The 20,112-nt window shown below is 65.2% G+C and carries 13 protein-coding genes; 4 read left to right on the forward strand and 9 right to left on the reverse strand.

Features of this window, described 5'->3' with window-relative positions:
- Positions 1-31: 31 nt before the first annotated feature.
- Both XH81_RS02270 and XH81_RS02275 read right to left on the reverse strand, forming a co-directional pair.
- Complete coding sequence (locus XH81_RS02270) at positions 32-721, reverse strand: VOC family protein (RefSeq protein ID WP_028143738.1); 690 nt, start codon at positions 719-721, stop codon at positions 32-34.
- Between the two features lie 145 nt (positions 722-866).
- The gene (locus XH81_RS02275; RefSeq protein WP_028143739.1) at positions 867-1,538 is read right to left on the reverse strand and encodes a sensor histidine kinase; all 672 of its coding nucleotides are present in this window, start codon (positions 1,536-1,538) and stop codon (positions 867-869) included.
- 327 nt (positions 1,539-1,865) lie between these two features.
- On the opposite strand from XH81_RS02275, the gene XH81_RS02280 reads away from it, so the two are divergent.
- The 3 genes from XH81_RS02280 to XH81_RS02290 all read left to right on the forward strand — a co-directional run bounded on the left by XH81_RS02280 (position 1,866) and on the right by XH81_RS02290 (position 6,698).
- A complete protein-coding gene (locus XH81_RS02280; protein ID WP_028143740.1) occupies positions 1,866-4,724 on the forward strand; it encodes an ATP-binding protein in 2,859 nt (952 codons plus the stop codon).
- Positions 4,725-4,842: 118 nt separating this feature from the next.
- Entirely contained in the window at positions 4,843-5,550 is a 708-nt protein-coding gene (locus XH81_RS02285) for a hypothetical protein (protein WP_028143741.1), read from the forward strand.
- A 191-nt stretch (positions 5,551-5,741) separates the two neighbouring features.
- A complete protein-coding gene (locus XH81_RS02290) occupies positions 5,742-6,698 on the forward strand; it encodes an alpha/beta fold hydrolase (protein ID WP_028143742.1) in 957 nt (318 codons plus the stop codon).
- Between the two features lie 52 nt (positions 6,699-6,750).
- Here XH81_RS02290 and XH81_RS02295 read toward each other — a convergent pair whose 3' ends face one another.
- Positions 6,751-9,633 (reverse strand): ATP-binding protein, encoded by a 2,883-nt coding sequence (locus tag XH81_RS02295; RefSeq protein WP_028143743.1) that lies wholly within the window; start codon positions 9,631-9,633, stop codon positions 6,751-6,753.
- Positions 9,634-9,988: 355 nt separating this feature from the next.
- Between XH81_RS02295 and XH81_RS02300 the strand changes: the two genes are divergently transcribed.
- Complete coding sequence (locus XH81_RS02300) at positions 9,989-10,975, forward strand: helix-turn-helix domain-containing protein (RefSeq protein ID WP_271595658.1); 987 nt, start codon at positions 9,989-9,991, stop codon at positions 10,973-10,975.
- Positions 10,976-10,999: 24 nt separating this feature from the next.
- Here the strand turns inward: XH81_RS02300 and XH81_RS02305 are convergent, their stop codons facing one another.
- From XH81_RS02305 to XH81_RS02330, 6 genes are all read right to left on the reverse strand, one after another.
- Positions 11,000-13,321: a molybdopterin guanine dinucleotide-containing S/N-oxide reductase gene (locus XH81_RS02305; RefSeq protein ID WP_028143745.1), complete on the reverse strand. Its 2,322-nt coding sequence runs from the start codon at positions 13,319-13,321 to the stop codon at positions 11,000-11,002.
- Positions 13,322-13,457: 136 nt separating this feature from the next.
- Positions 13,458-16,337, reverse strand: coding sequence for an ATP-binding protein (locus XH81_RS02310; protein ID WP_028143746.1), 2,880 nt, complete (start codon positions 16,335-16,337; stop codon positions 13,458-13,460).
- 146 nt (positions 16,338-16,483) lie between these two features.
- The gene (locus XH81_RS02315; RefSeq protein WP_038974495.1) at positions 16,484-16,906 is read right to left on the reverse strand and encodes a putative quinol monooxygenase; all 423 of its coding nucleotides are present in this window, start codon (positions 16,904-16,906) and stop codon (positions 16,484-16,486) included.
- A 94-nt stretch (positions 16,907-17,000) separates the two neighbouring features.
- On the reverse strand, positions 17,001-17,855 hold the full coding sequence (locus XH81_RS02320; RefSeq protein WP_028143748.1) for a VOC family protein: 855 nt from the start codon (positions 17,853-17,855) through the stop codon (positions 17,001-17,003).
- A 93-nt stretch (positions 17,856-17,948) separates the two neighbouring features.
- Positions 17,949-18,962, reverse strand: a complete 1,014-nt coding sequence (locus tag XH81_RS02325; protein WP_028143749.1) for an aldo/keto reductase — start codon at positions 18,960-18,962, stop codon at positions 17,949-17,951.
- Positions 18,963-19,019: 57 nt separating this feature from the next.
- Positions 19,020-19,775, reverse strand: a complete 756-nt coding sequence (locus XH81_RS02330) for an alpha/beta fold hydrolase (protein ID WP_240536509.1) — start codon at positions 19,773-19,775, stop codon at positions 19,020-19,022.
- Between the last annotated feature and the right edge of the window lie 337 nt (positions 19,776-20,112).

Consider the following 20,112-nt stretch of genomic DNA (forward strand, 5'->3'; position numbering starts at 1 on the left):
GGCTAAAGTCGGAGATGCCTTTCGCGGCAGCTCAAGTCGGCAACGGCTGGCCGGCCTGCTCGCGGACGATGTAGTCGGCGTACCATTCCGCCCAGTTCTCGTCGTGCCCGCCGGTCCGCGCCTCATGCTCGCCATGCGCCAGCGCCGCGCGACGCAGCGCTGCGGCCAGATCGGTCGCTGAGGCGAATGCCGTACCGTCGCCTGCGATGCGTCCGGGCAATCGTGTCGTGACTTCCTGGAACAGCCAGCCATTGCCGTCGGGATCGCTGAACGCGGCGAATGAAGCATAGCTGCCGCGCTTCGGGTCAGCACCACTGACTCGAACGCTGCCGAACAGATAGGGCTCGTCAGGCCCGGCATGAACGTCGCCGGCACCGTGGAACGGCGCGCTGACTTCGACGCCGCGGTCGAGCAGATCCTGTCGTGCCGCCTCGAGATCGGAGACGACCAGATACAGGCCGCGCGCCGAGCCGGGCGCTGCCGCCGTGACGTTCCTGCCGAAGATCACCGAACAGGCCGAGCCCGGCGGCGTGAACTGGATCACGCGCCAGTCGTCGCCTGACGTGAAATCGGCATCCAGTCGCCAGCCGAGTCGCGCATAGAACGCCTTGGCGCGGTCGACATCGGACACCGGGATCACGAGGACCTCGAGCTTCATATCGACGCCGCGAGATGTCGAGGGCTTGGTTTCAGCTTCGCGATTGATCTCGATCACAGCCATGTCCAACTCCTTGTTTCAAGCCGCGGGCCCGGAATCGACACCCGCTCTGAACGTCAGGACTGTCGCGCAAACGACAGACCTTTGCCCGTTATGGAGTGTTAGGGTCCGCTAGCCGTTGTGAGGCAGGGGGAAGCTTCCCCCGCGGTCACGCCGCAGCAATCGGCATCACGATCGTGACCCGGGTGCCGCCCTCCCCCGCCTCGCCCTGCAGCCGCGCATGGATGCTGCGTGCGAGCCCTTCGAGAATCCGGCTACCGGTGCCCTGGAGCGGACCGGTCGCGCCGATGCCGTTGTCGGCCACCGTGCAGAGCCAGGCGCCGCCGCGCCGGGCCAGGCCGATGCGGATCAACGCACCATTCTTGCTCGGGAAAGCATGCTTTGCCGCATTCGTGACCAGCTCCGTCAGCATCAGCGCGAGCCGATGACGCTGCGCCGCCGGCAATGAGCCGCTTTCGATCGCAGCCTCGCAGCGGATACCTGCCGGTTCCAGCACAGCCTCGGAGATCGCCTCGCACAGGCTTTCGAAGAAGGCCGCTGTGGAGACGACCGGCAGATCGTCATGATCAGACAAGAGTTGATAGAGCCTGCCGAAGGCGACGATGCGCCGCTCGAGCCGGTCCACCGCCAGCGACATATCGCCCCTGCCCGCGCGCGTGAAATCGCGACGGACTGACGCACCCAGCAGCGTCAGCGTGTTCTTCATGCGATGGTGGGATTCCCGCAGCACGAGCTCCCAATCACGCGACTGATCATCGAGACCAGGTACAAATTGAGATCGAACGACGTGGTCGTTCGGCCGAGCGCCGATCGCGGACATCATAGCCTCCCGTTGAAAATTGCGTCTAACTCGAAGGCCATACTGGATGCTGTTTGCGCCCGTTGCTCGTTAGACGTTGCAAGATTCTGTTATGATCACCGTCGCGACGACCGAGATCCAGATCCGCCATCGCGGTCCAGCGCATTGCCGGATTGTCCCGATCGCTCGCTAGACCATTCGCGTTTAAGTTAGATTTGCGACGCTCCTCGCGCATCGGCCGATTGCGATGATCGCCACGCGATTTCGCCACTTTCAGCCAGTTTACTGGACGTCTCGTTCTGTTAGACCAAGACTGCACTTCAGCATTTTCACTGGAATTATTGGCCCGTGCCGGACACTAACGAGCAAGATTCGGTCATTGCCTTCGGACCATTCCGCTTGTTCGCGAAGTCGCGGCTGCTCGAGAAGGACGGCGTCCCGCTTCACCTCGGCGGCCGTGCGCTCGACATCCTCATTTTTCTCGCCGAGCGTGCGGGTGAGGTCGTTGACAAGCGGGAGCTGATCAAGCGCATCTGGGCCGACGTGAATGTCGACGAAGGCAGCCTGCGTTTCCACATCACGACGTTGCGCAAGGCCTTGAACGACAAGGCCTTGAACGATGCCGGCGAAGGCTCCCGCTACGTGATCAACGTCCCCGGACGCGGCTATTGCTTCGCGGCCCCGCTGCTCCGGGCTGCGCCTTCGGAGAGCCGGACCAGCCCGCCCGACGCTTCGCTCCGCTCGCTGCCCGCGCCGCTCGCGAAGATGATCGGGCGGGACGATGCGGTCGAGAAGATCTCGGCCGAGCTTGCCCAGCATCGCTTCGTCACAATCGTCGGCCCGGGCGGGATCGGCAAGACGTCGGTGGCACTTGCCGTCGCGCATCGCGAGCTTGCCGGCTTCGATGACCAGGTGTGCTTCGTCGATTTCGGCGCGTTGACGGATGTCCGGCTGGTTCCCGGCACGATTGCGGCCGCACTGGGCCTGACCGTCAACGCCGACGATCCCGTGCCGAGCCTGCTGACGGTCCTGCGCAGCCGGCGCATGCTGCTGGTGTTCGACAGTTGCGAGCATATCCTCGATGAGCTCGCCCCTCTGGCCGAGCGCATGGTCCGCGAGGCGCCGAAGCTGCATATTCTGGCCACCAGCCGCGAATCCTTTCGCACCGAAGGTGAGCGCGTCCACCGGCTGTTTCCGCTGGATTGCCCGCCGCAGCGCGAAGGCCTCGGCATCGCCGACATCCTTGCCTATCCCGCAAGCCAGCTCTTCGTGGAACGCATTGCCGAGAGCCTGAGCGAATTCGAGCTCACCGAGGAGGATGCGCCGCTCGTTGCCGAGATCTGCCGGCGGCTGGACGGCATTGCCCTGGCAATCGAGCTCGCGGCCGGACGCGTCAACGCCTATGGCATTGCCGGGACCGCATCGCTGCTGGACAGCCGCTTCTCGCTGCTGTGGCGGGGACGGCGCACCGCGATTCCGCGGCACCAGACCCTGAGCGCAGCGCTTGCCTGGAGCTACGATTTGCTGCCGCCGGCCGAGAGCGCGACCCTGCGCGGCTTGTCGGTATTCGTCGGGCCGTTCACGCTGGAAGCCGCGCTTGCGGTCGCATCCTGCCAGGGCATCAGCGAGGGCGAAGGTGTGGAAGCCATTTCGAACCTGCTCTCCAAATCCCTGATCGCGACCTCGCCGGCGGAGCGGCGGTTGCGCTATCGCCTGCTCGACACCACCCGGGCCTTCATGGCGGACAAGCTCGTCGAGAATGGCGAAGCGGACCGCGTCGCGCGCGCCCACGCCGAATATTTCCGCGATTTCCTGCGCGACATTGCGCTGAAATCCACGGGCATGCAGAGCGCGGGCGGCTTCCTTCCCTATGCCGACCATGTGCCCAATGTCCGGGCCGCGCTGACCTTCAGCTTTTCGGACGGCGGCGACCGGACGATCGGCGTGGATCTGGCGGCCTCGGCGGCGCAGTTCTTCCTCGAACTGACATTGCTGACGGAATGCTACCGATGGACCCAGCAGGCGCTGGCGTCCCTCGACACCAGCGCGGTGGACAGCCGTCAGGAAATGACCTTGCAGGCCGCGCTCGGCGTCTCCGTGATGTTCACGCGAGGCAATACGGAAGCGGTCCGGTCGGCCTTCACGCGCAGTCTCGAGCTCGCCCGGCAGCTCAATGACCTGCACTGGCAGCTCTGGCTGCTGCGCGGATTGCACATCTACCTGACCAGGGTCGGAGATTTCCACGGTGCGCTCGGGACCGGCGAACAGGGCGAGGACGTTGCGCGCAAACTGAATGATTCCGCCGCCACGCTGAACGTGGATTGGATGCTCGGCGTCGCGCATCATCTGATCGGCAACCAGGACAAGGCGGTTCGGTTCTGCGAAAGCGCGATGGTGCACAATCCCGGCTCGCAACGGCTGAATATCGGGCATCTCGGCTATGACGACCGCATCGTCGCGCTGGTTGCGCTGGCGCGCGGGCTCTGGCTCACGGGCCGGCCCGAGCGAGCGGTCGAGGTGGCCAGATACACCGTTCGCGAGGCCGAGTTGCTCGAGCAGCCGCTCACCCTCGGCATCTCCCTGATCTGGACGATCTATGTGTTCCTCTGGGTCGGCGACTGGGCCAGTGCCGAAATCCTGATCGAGCGGCTGATCGACCATTCCGCGCGGCACTTCCTCGGCCCCTATCACGCGGTCGGCATCGGCCAGAAGGGCGAGCTGCTGCTGCGCCGGGGCGACGTCGCGGGGGGTATCGAGCACCTCCGCCGCAGTCAGGCTACGTTGTACGCCACACGGCACCGCATCATGACAACGGTGTTTGCGACGGCGCTCGCGGAGGGTCTCGCCTCCCAGAACCAGCCCGACGAGGCCTTGCAGACGATCAACGAGGCGATCGCCCAGATTCCCGATCATGGCGAATCCTTCGACATGCCAGAGATGCTCAGGATCAAGGGTGACATCCTCGCCGGGTCGGGCAACGCTGTGGAGGCCGAGAGTACCTTGCGCAGATCGCTCGATCTGTCCCGGCGTCAATCCGCGGTCGGCTGGGAGCTTCGCGGGGCGATCAGCCTCGCCCGCATCTGGGAGCAGGCCGGCAAGGCCGCTGACGTCCGCGCTTTGCTCAACCCCCTCGTTGCGCGCTACCAGGAGGGCCTCCAGACCCGCGATCTGATCGCTGCCAGGGAGTTGCTGGGCACCCTGAATTGAGAGTATCTTCAACGAGATACTGCCATGCTGCCCGCTCGCAACTCCTAACAACTTCTAACACGCCAAGCCGCATGCGCCCCGCCATGGTGGAGACACTGCACGGTGGATGTGGCGGGACATGGCGCTTCTTGACGATGTAATCGATGCCAGCGGCGGAATGGCCCGCTGGAACAGCTTGAGCCGGTTCACGCTCCACCTTTCCGTTGGCGGGACGCTGTTCTCCAGTGCCGGCCATGCCCGGGAATTCAAGGATGTGACCGCTGAAGGCTCGACCCGGACGCAATCGGTGCGCTTTACCGGCATCACCGGGGGTGAGCACTCCGGCTCCTTTCAACCGGATGCGATCACGATCGAGAGCCTGGATGGTGAGGTCCTGCGGTCCTGGCGTGACCCGAGCCTTGCATTCTCCGAGGTCGATCCACCTGCGCTTGCCGATGAACTGCATCTCGTCTTCTTCTGCGGCGTCGCGATCTGGAGTTATCTGACGATTCCATTCCTGCTTGCCCACCCCGATGTCGTGATCGAGGAGCTGCCGCCCTGGCAGGAGAATGCCGAAACCTGGCGGCGGCTGCGGGCACGATTCCCGGCTCACCTGATAACGCTCGCGCCCGAGCAGATCTTCTATTTCGACGAGAGCGCCCTGCAGCGGCGGACAGATCACGATCTCTTCGGGATGAAGGTCGCACATTCTTCCTGGGCTCATGACAACTTCGGCGGCATCCTGGTGCCGACACTTCGGCGCGCGCAGACATTGCGGCCCGATGGAACCGTGATTGCCAAGCCGGTGCTGATGGACGTCGAGATCTTCGACGCCGTCTTCGAATAGCGGCGACACCTGATATCGCCGCTCTCAACGTCTAACATTTCATAACGAGCCAACGGCCCGCCTCGAGCGCAGATTGGGTTCGCGAGCAACGAACGACGTGCTCGAACGAAACCCAGGCGACGCATCCCACAAGCGTGGAATGCGTCGCAGCACCTTCCGCAAACCCTCGCGCCACGTGCAAGAGCAATGACATGAGCATTCCAGCCACACTCGCCCTCTCGGCCGCAATGGCCTGCGCCGTCGTGCAAGCCTCAGCGCAGGAATTGCGATCGAGCCGGCGCTCGATCAGCTATCACAGCGTCGATGTTCGTGACCTCAAGATATTCTACCGCGACGCTGGGCCAGCCGACGCCCCGACCGTGCTGCTGCTGCACGGCTTTCCGTCCTCGTCGCGGATGTGGGAGCCCCTGCTGCCGCTGCTCGCCGACAAATATCACGTGATCGCACCGGACTATCCCGGCTTCGGCAACAGCAGCGCGCCGCCGCCGTCCGATTTCACCTATACGTTCGACAACATCGCCGGCGTGATGAACGAGCTTACGGTGAAGCTCGGTCTTGGCAACTACGTCCTGTTCATGCAGGACTATGGCGGCCCGGTCGGCTTCCGCATGGCGCTGGCGCATCCCGAACGTGTCCGCGGGATCATCATCCAGAATGCCGTGTCGCACGAGCAGGGCTTGAGCCCGCTCTGGGAGGCACGTCGCAGATATTGGGCCGATCCGGCCCACGAGCTCGAGGCGCTCAAGGCCAATTTCACCTCGCTGGCGGCGACGCGCCAGCGGCATCTCGGCTCCAGCCCGCACCCCGAACGCTACGACCCCGATAGCTGGACCGACGAATACGCCTTCCTGACCCGTCCGGGACAGGCCGAGATCCAGACCACGCTGTTCCTGGATTACCGGACCAACGTCGCCTCCTATCCGGAATGGCAGGAATGGTTGCGCAAGACCCGGCCGCCGACGCTGGTGGTCTGGGGCAAATACGATCCGTCCTTCGCGGTCGCCGGCGCGTCGGCCTATCGCGACGACGTTCCGGATGCGCAGGTTCACATCCTGGAAGCGGGCCACTTCGCGCTGGATGAAGCCACCGACGAAATCGCTGCGCTCGTTCGCGGCTTCCTTGCGCGACTGGACGGGCACAAGGGCTGACAGCAACCCGCGGGGCGGATCGCTACGGAGGCGCCGCCGCTGTTCGGCTTGATCAGGGGGAAGGCGGATTCAGCATGAGCCGAGCGTCCCTGAGATCGGCGGTCTCGAACCCTTCGGTGAACCGCGCGTACGTCTTGGCGAGCTGTTCGCGCGGATCTCGTACACCCTGCCGCTCGCGTAGCCGCGCCAGCGACATCTCGGTGCGCAGCCGCCAGGACAGCGCGCCCTGTTGCTCGGCGAGCTCTGCCGACGCAACAAGGCTAGCCTCGGCCGCGTCGAGCTTTCCGCTCTGCGCCTCCAGCTCTCCGCGCAGACGGAGCAGCTCCGGCATGTCGAAGGCGCCGCCTTCCTGCTCGACGCGGTCGATGGTTTCGTGAAGGACCTGAGCGCCTTCCGCCAAGCGCCCCAACGAGACCAGCCCGGAAGACAGATCCGCGGCGAACGCCGACATATAGAGCTCGTAGCGATCCGCGTGCAGACGCGGAAGCGCGCTCCGCAACAGGTCGATGCCGCCAATGGCCTCGCCGTGGGCAATCATGGTCTGCGCCCGAAAGCCGGTCGCAACGGCTTCGTAGGGGACGAGCCCGTGCATACTCGCATGCGTCGCCAGGCGAGTGCTCATGGTCTCGACGGCGGACCAGTCGCCGACCCAACCGAACACCGAGGCGGACCAGCACAGCGCGATACAATGCATGACCACGTCGCGCGGCGCTGATGCGCCGACGAGCGGGAGGACGCATTCGAGCGCGCGATCGGGATAGCCGCGCAGCCACAACACGCGCGCGAGCGGAATTTGCGGCGTACGCGAATAGGCGAAATGTCCCGGTTGCGTGCCCCGCAGCGCGGCGTCGTCGCGCATGCCCTCGTCGAGATGAGCTTGCGCCTCGGCCTGGTCGCCGGCGAGGTGATAGGACACGCCGAGAAGCGCCTTGCTGCCCGCAATGCCCGCGGTATCGCCGATCAGGCGCGCGATCCGCTCGGCGTGACGCGCTGTCGGCACCAGATGCCGGTAGCCGCCGGTCCGGCGGTAGAACATGTTCAGTCGCGACAGCAGCCTGAACGTGTTGGCATGGTCGCCGAGCGCTTGCGCGATCTCCAGCCCGCGCCTGAGCGCCGCTTCCGCCTGCTCGCTGTTGCGCTCGGTGAACATGAAGGCGTGGCCGAGCGTCGACTGGAGCTCGAGCTCCCATCGGCCGCCACGATCGGCGTCGTCGAGCATCGCGAGTGCGCGATCGGACCAGATGCGCGCCTCGTTCAGCAAATTGAGCTCGACGAACAGCCCCGTGCAACTGCCGGCAAGCGGCACGCGCAAATCGGCGCCGTCATCATGGGCGTAGCTCCAGGCCAGCGCCGCGCGGGAATCGGCGAGCAGACCCGCGCGCTCCTGCGAGCGGGACACCTGGCCGCTGCCGCCCTGCGCCGTCAGGCCGGCTTCGAGCGTGCGTTGAACGTAACAGGCGTGACGGCGCGCGATAGTGTTGGCCTCACCGCCATCCGCCAGCTTCTGCATGGCATAGGCACGCGTGGCATCCAGCAGGCGATAGCGCCGCGATGCGCCGTCCGGCTGCGAGGACACCAGCGACTTGGCCACGAGCTGCTCCAGCGCCTCGATGACGCGATCCTCCGGCGTTGCCTCCTTGGCCGCCACCGCTATGGCGCCCTTCAGGGTGAAGTGACCTGCGAAGACGGCGAGCCGCAGAAACACGATGCGCTCGTTCTCGCCGATCAGGCCGAAACTCCAGTCGAGCGTGGCACCGAGCGTCTGCTGCCGCGGCGGCGCCGTTCGCCGCCCGCGCCATTCGAGCTGCAGACGGCTGTCGAGCAGCGCCGCCATCTCGCGCAGCCCGTAGAGACCGACGCGCGCGGCGGCAAGTTCGATCGCGAGCGCGATGCCATCGAGCTTGCCGCAGATCTGCACCAGGATTTCCGCATCCTCGTCCGTGAGGTCGTCGCGATGCCCCGCCGCACTGGCGCGGTCGACGAACAGACGCGCCGCGGGATAATTCAGCACCTCGCCGGCGCTGAGGCGCGCGCCCTGCGGCGGGCCCGGCAGCGGAGCGAGCTCGAAAATCTGCTCGCCAGCCACCGACAGCTGCTCGCGGCTGGTGGCGAGGATGGCGACGCCGGGCGCCTCGCGGTGGATGTCTTCCGCGAGACGTGCGACCGCGTCGATGACGTGCTCGCAGCTATCGAGAACGAGAAGCAGCCGCCGCCCGCGCAGGAAATTGACGATGCTGCCACTCGGATCGTTGTGATGCACGACGAGGCCAAGCGCGGCGGCAACCGTGCTCGCTACCAATGCGGCATCCTTGAGCGGACCGAATTCGAGGAAATGAACCTTGCCCTCGAACCTGTCGCACAGGTCATGCGCGAGCGCGACCGCAATGGTGGTCTTGCCGATGCCGCCTGGCCCGCGCAGCGTGATGAAACGATCGCGGAGCAAGCGCGGCGCCAATTCGGCCACGATTTCGTCCCGCCCGACCATCCGGTCCAGGCGATGCGGCAGAGACGGCGACGGCGTCACCCTTTCGGCCGGCCGCGACGTGAGCGCAGGCGGCTCAGCGCGTGGGCCACGCTGCACCGGCGCGACGAAGCAATAACCCCGGCTCGGGATGTTGGTGATATAGCGGACACCGTCCTTGCCGTCGCCGAGCACCTTGCGCAGCTCCGCGACATGAACCCGCAAGGAGATCTCCTCGACGGAGAGTCCGGACCACGCGTAGCCGAGAATCTCGTTCTTTGGCACCACCTCGCCGGCTCGGCTGACGAGCAGGCGCAAAATATCCATCGCCCGACTGCCGAGCTTGACCGGCACGCCGTCCTTCTCCAGCAGCCGCGAGCGCAGCGAGAACGGCCCGAACGAGACGGCATCGAGATCTGGGATCGGTCCGGCGCCGCCGCTGCGGGGGCCATGTCCTGCCGTGAGGTCGGTCACATCTTGCTCATCTTGACGACTGCTTCCTCGAAACGCGCGGGGACTATACCCGGCACCGATGCGAGGTCCAGCGAAGGCCCTGCGCGGATCTCACACCGGCACGTCGATCCCCACGCGATCCTCCTTGAGGTCCCCTCAAACAGCGGCAGCCGGGCAAATCTCCGACAAATTGGACTTGATCAAACGACTGCGGCGGGCTGTCGCACCTGGTGCACGCGCACAAAATCTAACAGATCCTAATCACCACTAACGGGCGTCCTGGCCAGCTCACGCCTATCCTCCGAGTATGGAAAGCATTGGGTTTGCGCGTTTGCCGGTCGTTGCAAACCGCGGCAAAGCCAGGAGAGGACGAGCGATGTCGAACAATTTGCACGCGGCCCATGCCTGGATCGATTTTCCAGCCGGCTCGCGGGATCACGAGGTTCTTCGCCCGACGCAGGTGATCGCCCGGGAGAGCCAATGGCGTCAGATCGATCGCGCTCCGGACGCCGCGACCCAGGACATCACGATCTCGCGATGGGAGGACACGCGGAGCAGCTCGTCGCACGAGACGACGACGCCGGACGATCGCTATTTCATCGGCATCGCCCTGAAGACCACGCGCGCGAAGCTGACACGGGACCGCCAGATCATTTTCGACGGCACCATGCCTGCGGGGACGCTCTATGTCACCGCTCCGTCGAAATCTCTCGGCGTGCAGTTCCAGTCGCCATGCGCCTTCCTGCACGTCCACATCTCCACGGATCATCTTCCGGCCCATGTCGTTGCGACTGACGGGCTCAATGATCTCGTGCTGTTCCGCGATCCCCTCGCAGCCGAACTTGCCAAGGCGCTGATCGAGCAGAGTGATGCCAAAGACCGGCATTTCACGCAGTGCATCGGCCGGACCCTGGCGATGCATCTCACCCGGATGGAGTTGCCGCGCGTCAGGGTCAACGCCTTGCCGAAATGGCGGCTGCGGCGTGTCGAGCAATATATCGCCGATCATTTCCACCGCGGCATCAGCCTGTCCGAGCTCGCCAATGTCGCCGGCCTGTCCCGGATGCACTTTGCGGCACAATTCCGCGCAGCGACGGGTTACCGCCCCCGCGAATATCTGCTCAATCACAGGACCGAGCAGGCGAAGACGCTGCTTGCAACCACCGAGCGGCCATTGGCGGAGATCGCTCTTGCCGTGGGCTTCAGCACGCAGGCGCATTTCTCGACCGTGTTCAAGCGCATCAGCGGCGAGTCACCGGCACGCTGGCGCCTCGCCAGCAGGGGTGAGCGGCTCGAGGTCGAAGCGCCGACGCGGCGCTGCCCTTCCCCGCAGATCGGCTGGATCGCCAGCGCCGCGGCGTAGTGCAGCGTCGGGCGCACGTGAGGGCTACACCGGATCGAACGCGCGGATCGGCGGCAGATTGCCGGTGAACTTCTCCACCTCGACCACCGTCAGCTGCCCCGTACAGCCTTGCGCGAACGACGAGGTCCCGATGTCGCGGGTGAGCACGTTCGGATTGCCGTGAACGCAGAGCGGCGCCTCGTCTTCGGGGTCCATCGGATCGTACCAGGCGCCGGTCGGAAGCTGCACCACGCCGGGCGCGATGCCGTCGGTGACGTGGACCGCGGAGAGGCACGCACCGCGATCGTTGAACAGGCGGATGATGTCGCCGTCCTTGATGCCACGCGCGTTCGCATCGCGCGGGTTCATCCGCGCGACCTCGCGGCCGCGATGTTTGGCGGCAAGCGAGTGCCCGCCGAAATCGAGCTGGCTGTGCAGGCGCGTCACCGGCTGGTTGGCGACGAGGAAGCACGGCGCCCCCGGCTTGGGCATGTCGGTCTTGTCGAGCCAGACCGGATGTCCCGGACAATCCGCATCGTTGTGCCCGGCAATCTTGGCCGAAAATATCTCGATGCGCCCGCTCGGCGTCGGCAGCGCGTGATTGACGGGATCCTCACGGAAGCGGCGCAGCCGGCCGCCGTCATCGGGCTGCTGCGGCACGACCAGGCTGCCGCGCGCCCAGAACTCGTCGAAGCGAGGGGCCTCCAGGCCGCGCTTGGCGAGCGAGGCGCGGGTCGGCTCGTAGAGATGCTCCAGCCATTGCCGCGAGGTGCGGCCCTCGGTGAAGGGTTCGCGGGCCCCCAAACGGTCGGCGAGATCGGCAAAGATGTCGTAGTCGTCGCGCGAAAGCCCGAACGGCTCGGCGATCTGGTGCATGGCCACCATGAGAGGGTCGTTGCTGGAATAGCCGATGTCCTCGCGCTCGAGCGTCATCGTCGACGGCAGCACGATGTCGGCATGACGGGCGGTGGCGGTCCAGGCAAGCTCATGCACGACGAACGTATCGAGTTTCGCAAAAGCCTTGCGCAGGCGGTTGATATCCTGGTGGTGATGGAAGGGATTGCCGCCGGCCCAGTAGACCATGCGGATGTCCGGATAGGTCCGCGTCTCGCCATTGTAGCGATAGGTGCTGCCCGGCTTGAGCAGCATGTCGGCGATGCGCGCCACGGGAATGAAATCGGCCACGCCGTTGCGGCCCTGCCCCAGCGTCGGCCCCGGCACGTCGTTGACGCGGCGGCCGTAATAGCCGATGGCCCCGAGCGAATAGGCATAGCCGCCGCCGGGAAGGCCGATCTGGCCGAGGGCTGCCGCCAGCACCATGCCCATCCACACCGGCTGCTCGCCATGCTCGGCGCGCTGCAGCGAATGCGAGACGGTGATCAGTGCGCGCTTTCCGGCGAGCCGGCGCGCGAGCTTGCGGATCGTATCCGCCTCGACGCCTGAGATCGCGGCTGCCCATTCGGCGTGCTTGGGCTGGCCGTCGCTCTCGCCAGTGAGGTAGCGCAGAAAGACCGGCCAACCCTCGGTGTAACGATCGAGGAAGGCCTGATCCTGCAGGCCTTCGCTGACCAGCGTGTGAACGATGCCGAGCATCAGCGCGGTATCGGTGCCGGGCACGCAGCTCATCCATTCGGCACCGGCTTCCACCGGCAGATCGTCACGCAGCGGGCTGACCAGGATGAAGTCGCAACCGCGCCGGCTCGCCGCTGCCATCGCGCCGCGCTCGACGTGCTTGCTGATGGAGCCGCCGGCCACCATTGAGTTCTTCAGCGCCATGCCGCCGAAGGCCAGCACGATGTCGGTGGTCTCGGCGATCTGCTCCCAGGTGACATTGCGCTTGGTGATGTCCTCGTAACCCGCCAGAATCTGCGGCAGCAGCACCGAGGACGCGCCGGAGGAATAGGTGTTGACCGAGCGCACATAGCCGCCCATCGCGATGTTGAGGAAGCGATGCACCTGGCTCTGGGCGTGATGAAAGCGGCCGGCGCTCGACCAGCCATAGGAGCCGCCGAACACGGCGCCAGGCCCTCGCGTATCGCGGATGCGCGACAGCTCGTCGCCGAGGAGGTCAAGCGCCTTCTCCCAGCTCACGGAAACGAATTCGTCGCGGCCGCGGCGATCGTCGGGGCCCGGCCCGCGCTCGAGCCAGCCGCGGCGGATCGCCGGCTGGGAAATGCGCGCCTGATGGCGGAGCGCGCCGGGGAAATTGTCGATGATGCCGTTCGGATCGGGGTCGCCCGCATAAGCCCTGACCTCCAGCCCGGCCGCGCCCTGACGCGCGGAAAACACGCCCCAATGCGAGGTGTGCGGCTTGAAGCCATCCGACAGGTCGAGACCGGGATCGGGGAAGCCAATCGTATCGTCCATCATCTGATCCTTGTTCCGGCGTCGGCCTGCAATCGGGGTGGTACTATACCGATCCAATCCGGACGTCGTCGAGATCAGCGTTGACGGGAACGCTGGGCTGCCCCGCGGTGCTGGCTCTTGGCGTTAACCGCGGCGGCTAGGCGCTGGCTCGCACGCGCTGCAGCAGGCGTGCGGCGGCTACCAGATCCTGCGTTTCAAAGCCTTCGGTGAATTCGCCGTAAAGGGGAGCCAGCAATCGGACGGCTTTCGGCCTGCGGCCCGTCGCGATCCAGTGCGCGGCAAGATCGGTGGCGATCCGCAACTCGAAGGTCACCGCCCCGATGGCGCGCGCTTCGGCGAGCGCCTGCTGCAGCCGCTTTTCGGCACGCAGCGGCTCCCCTTCCTGCAGTAGAACCGATGCCTCGACCCGCTGAAGTTCCGAGCGGCACCAGCGCTCGCCCTGACGCTCCTGGTGGTCGATCGCCCGCGTGATGGCCGCACGCGCCTCCGCGATTCGCCCCTGCCGCAGATGGGCGCGCGCGAGGACCGCCAGATAGCTGCCGATCCGCATCAGAAAGCGGCATTCGATCAGTTCGTCGATCGCGGCTCGAATATCCTCCACCGCCTGCCGATCGCCACGCAGATCGCGAAGGCAGGCGGAGAAATAGTGCTCGACGGGAACCCAACGCGAGATCCGCTCCCGTTGCAGATTGCGCCTCAGCCGCTCCGTATAGGTCTCGAGCGCGGTCAGGTTTCCGGTCTCGAGCGAGACCGGGAGCGCGGCGAGCCCGAGCGCATTCGACTGGGATACCCAATGACCGCTGCGATCCGCGGCGTCGACGGCGTCGCGCGCGAGCCTTGCCGCATAGTCGGGCTGCCCTTGCATCCACGCAACGAAGGGCAAATTGAAACGCACGGTGATGAACCGATAGACCTCGTTCGCATCCTTGCGCGAACGTCCGGCGGCGAGCGAATAGGTCGCCGCGAGGCGATCGAGGACCGGGCGGCTCTTGCTCAATTCGCCGGCAAAGGCGCGGGCCCAGGCCAATGCCCGATCGGCTTCGGACGTTGCCGTCAGGTTGCGGTCCCGCTCGGCGAGCTCCGTGGCCTCCTCGAGATAGGCGATGGCGCGCGGGACCTGGCCGATCTGCAGCAGGTAAAAGGCAAATCCCACCAGCGCGCGCTGCTGATACTCGACGTTACCCGAGCGCCTTGCAAAGGCGATCGCATCGAGCCAGGCAACCTCGTTTTCGTTCGACATCTTGCGTGCGTAGAACAGGCTCCATCCGAGGGCACAGGCGAGCTTTGCCTTCGACAGGTCGTCGCATTCCACAATCTTGGCCAATGCGAGCGCCTGCTTCAACCGCGCCTGCGCTTCCGACAGGATGGAGGTTTCCGACCACAAGGTGATCGCCGCGACCGTGAGCCTGATTCCGAGGACAGGGTCTCCCGCCTCGCCGAATGCCCAAGACAGAGCAGCCCTCAAGTCCGCGATACGGCCAAGGTAGCGATGCGTCCAATCAGCCGGCTCGCGCCAGTTCCACTCCTCCTCGGACTGCTCGAACAGCGCGAGGACGCGCAACGCATGACGGTGCAGGGCATGGCCGCAGGCGGGATCGGCCTGGCGCCGCTCGGCCGCGTAGCGCCGTGTGCTGTCGAGCAGTCGATAGCGAAGGCCCGGTCCCCTCGTCTGCGCGCTTACAAGCGATTTGGCGACGAGACTGCCGAGGCCGGTGACGACGTCGACCGGAGTGAGCCCGGCGGCCTCCGCCACGAAAGCCGCGTCCTCGACCTCGAACGCGTCGCTGAACACCGACAGCAAGCTGAACAGCACGGCTTCCTTCTGCGACAACAGCCTGAAGCTCCAATCGATCGTCGCCATGAGGGTTTCGTGACGCGGCGGTGCGCCCTCGGTGCCGGGGGCGCGAAAACCCAGATTCTGATCAAGCAGCGTCACCAATTCGCGAGGATTGAATGCGCCGATCTGGGCCGCCGCCAATTCGATCGCCAGCGGAAGACCGTCGAGCGAATGGCAGATCGAGGCGACAGCCTCGCAATCGCCGTCGATGAACTGGTAGTCCGACCATTCGGCGGCGCGGCGGACGAACAGCTGGACCGCCGGAAACCTGACGGCCTGATCGACCGTCAAGTCTAGACCGGACCTCGGTGAGGGCAGCGAACCAAGCCGCACGACGTGTTCGGTGGCCGTCCCAAGCGGTTCGCGGCTCGTGGCCAGCAGCCTGGACGGCGAGGTGTCCGCCAGGAACCTGCCGGCAAAGATCGTGGCAGCCGGCAGCACATGCTCGCAATTGTCGAGAATGAGCAGCATCTGCCGTGGTCGCAGATAATCGAGGACCGCAGCCAGGCTGTTGTCCGGATTGCCCCTGATGCCCAGCGCCGTGACCAGCGCCGCGCCGAACAGCGTCGGATCGGAGATCGTGGCGAGATCGACGAAGCAGGCGCCGTCCCGGCATTGTGGCGCGAAAAGCCGTGCTGCCGCAGCGGCGACCGTGGTCTTGCCGACCCCGCCTGGGCCGGCCAGCGTGACGTGCCTCGTATTGGTCAACACATCGGCAATGTCGGCGATGTCGGCCTCGCGACCGACGATCCCCCGCAACAAGGGCGGCCCGGACAAGGCGACCGGCTGAGCGAGTGCCGGATCGTCCTCGATCTCGCCAATGCTGGTTTGCACCTGCGCGATGAACTTGTAGCCACGCCGCGCCACGGTCGCGATGTAGACCGGCTCGATCTGGGTATCACCCAGCGAGCGACGCAAGCTCCACATGTTGACCTTCAGATTGCTGTCGTGAAGGAAGGTGCCCGGCCAGGCGGCCGCCATCAGCTCATCCTTGCTGACGAGTTCGCCGCCACGCTGCACCAGCAGCTGCAAGAGTTCGAAAGCCCGCCCGCCCAGTTTGACGGGGCGCCCGTCGAGCAGGAGCAGCTGGCGGCGGGGAATCAGCCGAAACGGCCCGAAGGAGAATGTGAGTTCCTGTCGGCCTACGCTCCGCTGCAGTGTCTCGGTGACAGCCCGCATTGACCATTGCCAGTCGATCGAAGAGATCGCCAGCAAATTATCATGCACTGCGAAAGTGTTGAATAGCGCCCTTTTGAATTAGCACGATTGCGGCGGGCATTTCGCCGCAGGACATGCGCGAGAACACCGCGTGTGCGGAATTCCGATCATTTCCTGGGCACGTCGAGGATCGCCATCCGCATGACCTCGACGCCGCCTTCGGCAAGCTCCGGAAGCTTGGCGAACCATTCCTGGACGTAAGCAGTGGCGTTATGCGCGTCGAAATCGGCCTGGCTCGCGAAGACCTCGTAGAAGATGAAGCGGCCAGGTTTGGCGCGGTCCTCCTGGAGAAAATAGACCAGGTTCTTGGGATCGCTGCGGACCTTGGCAATCAGCGGCAGGGTGGCTGCGCGCAGCGCATCTTCCTTCCCGGGCCTTGCTCGCACCTGCGCCACGACCGAATAGGCGCCTTCCGGAATCTCCTGGTAGTGCACGCGCGGCGCTTCCTGAGCGACGGCCGAGGACGCCGCCATGGATAGCGAGACCGCGAGAAGCAGGACAGCCGGCGACTGACGGACGAGGATTGGCATGATGAATTCCTTCACATTGTGGTCGTGAACGCTTCACTGGACGAGCAGGCTGTCGGCACAGATCCCGCGGCCCCGTCGCCCGGGGACTTACGGATCAGCGTGTGACTGTCTGCTGCCGTTTCGCCAGGGCCTCGCTGAAACGCTTCTTGACGGGGCCGAGCGCCTTGACGAACTCGAGCTGCTCGCCTTCGGGACCCTTGCAATAGATCAGCTCCCAGCCGTTCGAGGGCTCCTCGGTCACTCGGTTGGTGTTGGCGCTCTGAGGTGCGGCTTTGCGTGCAGCCTCGGTCATGACCCGGACCGTGCGGTTCGCCCTCACCTGCGTCATGCCGCGTCGCGCAGATTCGGCTTCGAGATCGGCGATGAATTTGTTGAAGTCGACGTCGTCGCGAACATAGAAGCAGATGTGCATCATGCGCGGAAAGGCGGGGCTCATGTGCTCCAGCGGTTCGGCAAAGCTCTTCGAACTGCCCATGGGCTGGTCGGCCTCGCGATATTGCAGCAGCTCGAGCACCATGTTGTCGAACTGGATGAAGCGGACGTCGAGCCTCTGAGCTCCGCTGCGCAGATCCGGGACGCCGATCGTCCGTGGATTGACCCCGCGCGCATTCGCCTCGATCTCCTGGTCGGCCAGCAGCGTGTTCTGCACCCCGTCGCCCTGGAAGTCGCCATGACGGAAAACCTCTGTGCCGCCCAGCACGCCCGTGTAGAACTCGTAGGCCCGCTCCATGTTCTGGACCGTCAGCCCGAAGTGCTGGACGCCCTGGAGCCGCACGCCAAGCGGCGCCTCGTTGCGCTCGGCTGAGGACATGCTGTCGGCGCCTCCTGTCGCTGCAGCCGCATCCGTCGCCGTACCGCCGACCACGAGGCCCGTGACGACGGCTGCTCCGGCAGTCCGAAGCATGGTGCGGCGGCCCATGCCGGCGGCGTTGTGTGCTTGATCTGTCATGTCTTTCTCCTTGGTCGCTGGTTGACTTGGCGTGTGTCATCCTTCGGTCGAGGCCTCGCTCGACCGGATGAACCTGCCGCGCCCTCAAGCGGCTCAATCGGCCGCCGGAAGCGGAGCTGCGGGGTTGACGAGCCCCGCCGAGCGGAGCTCGCGCCAGAAATCGGCGGGTATGGCTTCCTCGACGGCGGCGCGATCTTCAGCGATGCGGCTCGGACGGCTCGCACCTGGAATGACGGCAGCGACGACTGGATTTGCCAGCGCGAACTGCAAGCCGGCCGCCTTCATGCTGATCCCGTAGCGATCGGCGATTGCCTTGATCCGCGCCACCTTGCCGAGAATCTGTGGAGGCGCCGGCGCATATTCGAAATTCGGCCCGCCGACGAGCGCGCCCGAACTGTAGGGGCCGCCGACGATGATCGCGAGTTCATGTTCCGCAACCATCGGCATCACCCGCTGCAGCGCGCGGGCATGGTCGAGAAGTGTGTAGCGGCCCGCGAGCAGGAAGCCGTCGGGGCGCGGATCTTCGAGCGCGAGCAGCAGCTCGACCGGTTCGACCCGGTTGACGCCGAGCCCCCAGGCCTTGATCACGCCCTCGTCGCGCAACCGGTCAAGCGTCCTGAACGCACCCTTGCGCGCGCCTTCGAACACCGCCAGCCACTCGTCGCCGTAGAAATCCTGCGCGACATCATGCACGAAGACGATATCGACATGGTCGGTGCCCAGCCGCTTCAGGCTGTCTTCGATGGAGCGCAACGTCGCGTCGCCGGAATAGTCGTTCACGATTTTGTTCGGGCGTCCATGTTGGAAGACGCCGGCCTTTTCGCCGAGCTCGCGGACGCCGGCGTCCTCGGTTTCGTCGAGGATGAGGCGGCCGACCTTGGTGCTGATCACATAGTCGCCACGCGGCCGAGCGGCGAGCGCGGCACCCATACGGATCTCCGCGAGCCCTGCGCCATAGAAAGGCGCAGTGTCGAAATATCGGATGCCGTCGTCCCAGGCCGCGTTCACCGTCGCCAGCGCTTCCTGCTCCGGGATATCGCGAAACATGTTGCCGAGCGGCGCCGCGCCGAAACCCAGTTTTCCCGGCAAAATATCCTTCAGGGTCATGTTGCGAGTCCTTTGTGTGTGACAGGCAAGACCAGTCCGTGCGCGGCGCGGTCGATCTCAGTCGGCTGCGGACGTATCCGCGCTTCTGATGAAGGCCGCGACCTCGCGCGGATGCGACAGCATCACCGCGTGGCTGCTTTTGATCTCCGTCACCTTCGCACCCGAGCGCTTGGCCATGGTGCGCAGTAAGCTCGGAGGGATAATGTGATCCTCCATCGTCACCATGTAATAGGTCGGCTTCGTCTTCCAGGCCACGCGCTCGACCTTGGTCTGCACCGCCTGCAATCCAAACGGCAATTGCGCCGCAGCCATGAAGCTGGTCGTGGCCGGGTCGACACCGGCGGCGAAGGAGGTCGGGAATTTATCGCGCTCGACGAAGAGATAATTGCCTTCAGTGACCAAGGGACCCTTGTGCTCGCCGGGCGGCACGGGTGCTTCCGACAGCGTGCTGACCGACTCCCCGACATCGGGAGCATATGCCGCGAGATAGACCAGGCTGCGAACCTTCGGATTGTCGCCGGCTTCGGTGATGACCATTCCACCATAGGAGTGACCGACGAGAATGACCGGATGCCGCGCCTTGGCGATCACGCGTTCGGTCTCCGCGACATCGTCTCGCAGCGAGATCGTCGGCTGCTGGACGACGAGCACTTCATAGCCGGCCTTCGAGAGGATGTCGTAGGTGTCCTTCCAGCCCGATCCGTCGACGAAGGCGCCATGGACGAGGACGATGGAGACGGGCCTCTCGGCCGCGACCGCGGCAGAGGCCGTTGCGATCGACATTGCAGCAAGCGTAAAGATAAGCGACTTCATAACAGGCTCCGATCCTCGATACGGCGGCATTGCCGTTGACGAGCCTTTCACTAGAGCAGGCGAGCACTGCGGTATTTCCGATTCCTGCGCGATGACGGACGCATCTTGCTCATTCACGGCATGATCGAATTTAGGAGGCTCGTGGGGCGTATCGCCAAGTCTTTGCGCTGCTTGCCTTTTACCTCTTTTAACCGGGCTGCCTCTGGACTTCGCTCTTACCGCTTGTGAGAAATTCCCATCGGCGTGGCAGCAGCCGGGGCTGCAGCTCTACACCGGATGGAATGATCGCTCGCTTGCGATACGGGGCCGGGAGTCGTCGTAACGAAGCGGAGGTCCT

Source organism: Bradyrhizobium sp. CCBAU 25360 (genome assembly GCF_028128695.1).
GTDB lineage: Bacteria > Pseudomonadota > Alphaproteobacteria > Rhizobiales > Xanthobacteraceae > Bradyrhizobium > Bradyrhizobium ottawaense.

What these genes read in the sequence shown, in the direction of transcription:
- XH81_RS02270 (WP_028143738.1), bottom strand. Translation starts at nt 721, where the DNA reads ATGGCTGTGATCGAGATCAATCGCGAAGCTGAAACCAAGCCCTCGACA.
- XH81_RS02275 (WP_028143739.1), bottom strand. Translation starts at nt 1,538, where the DNA reads ATGTCCGCGATCGGCGCTCGGCCGAACGACCACGTCGTTCGATCTCAA.
- XH81_RS02285 (WP_028143741.1), top strand. Translation starts at nt 4,843, where the DNA reads ATGGCGCTTCTTGACGATGTAATCGATGCCAGCGGCGGAATGGCCCGC.
- XH81_RS02290 (WP_028143742.1), top strand. Translation starts at nt 5,742, where the DNA reads ATGAGCATTCCAGCCACACTCGCCCTCTCGGCCGCAATGGCCTGCGCC.
- XH81_RS02300 (WP_271595658.1), top strand. Translation starts at nt 9,989, where the DNA reads ATGTCGAACAATTTGCACGCGGCCCATGCCTGGATCGATTTTCCAGCC.
- XH81_RS02305 (WP_028143745.1), bottom strand. Translation starts at nt 13,321, where the DNA reads ATGGACGATACGATTGGCTTCCCCGATCCCGGTCTCGACCTGTCGGAT.
- XH81_RS02310 (WP_028143746.1), bottom strand. Translation starts at nt 16,337, where the DNA reads ATGCGGGCTGTCACCGAGACACTGCAGCGGAGCGTAGGCCGACAGGAA.
- XH81_RS02315 (WP_038974495.1), bottom strand. Translation starts at nt 16,906, where the DNA reads ATGCCAATCCTCGTCCGTCAGTCGCCGGCTGTCCTGCTTCTCGCGGTC.
- XH81_RS02320 (WP_028143748.1), bottom strand. Translation starts at nt 17,855, where the DNA reads ATGACAGATCAAGCACACAACGCCGCCGGCATGGGCCGCCGCACCATG.
- XH81_RS02325 (WP_028143749.1), bottom strand. Translation starts at nt 18,962, where the DNA reads ATGACCCTGAAGGATATTTTGCCGGGAAAACTGGGTTTCGGCGCGGCG.
- XH81_RS02330 (WP_240536509.1), bottom strand. Translation starts at nt 19,775, where the DNA reads ATGAAGTCGCTTATCTTTACGCTTGCTGCAATGTCGATCGCAACGGCC.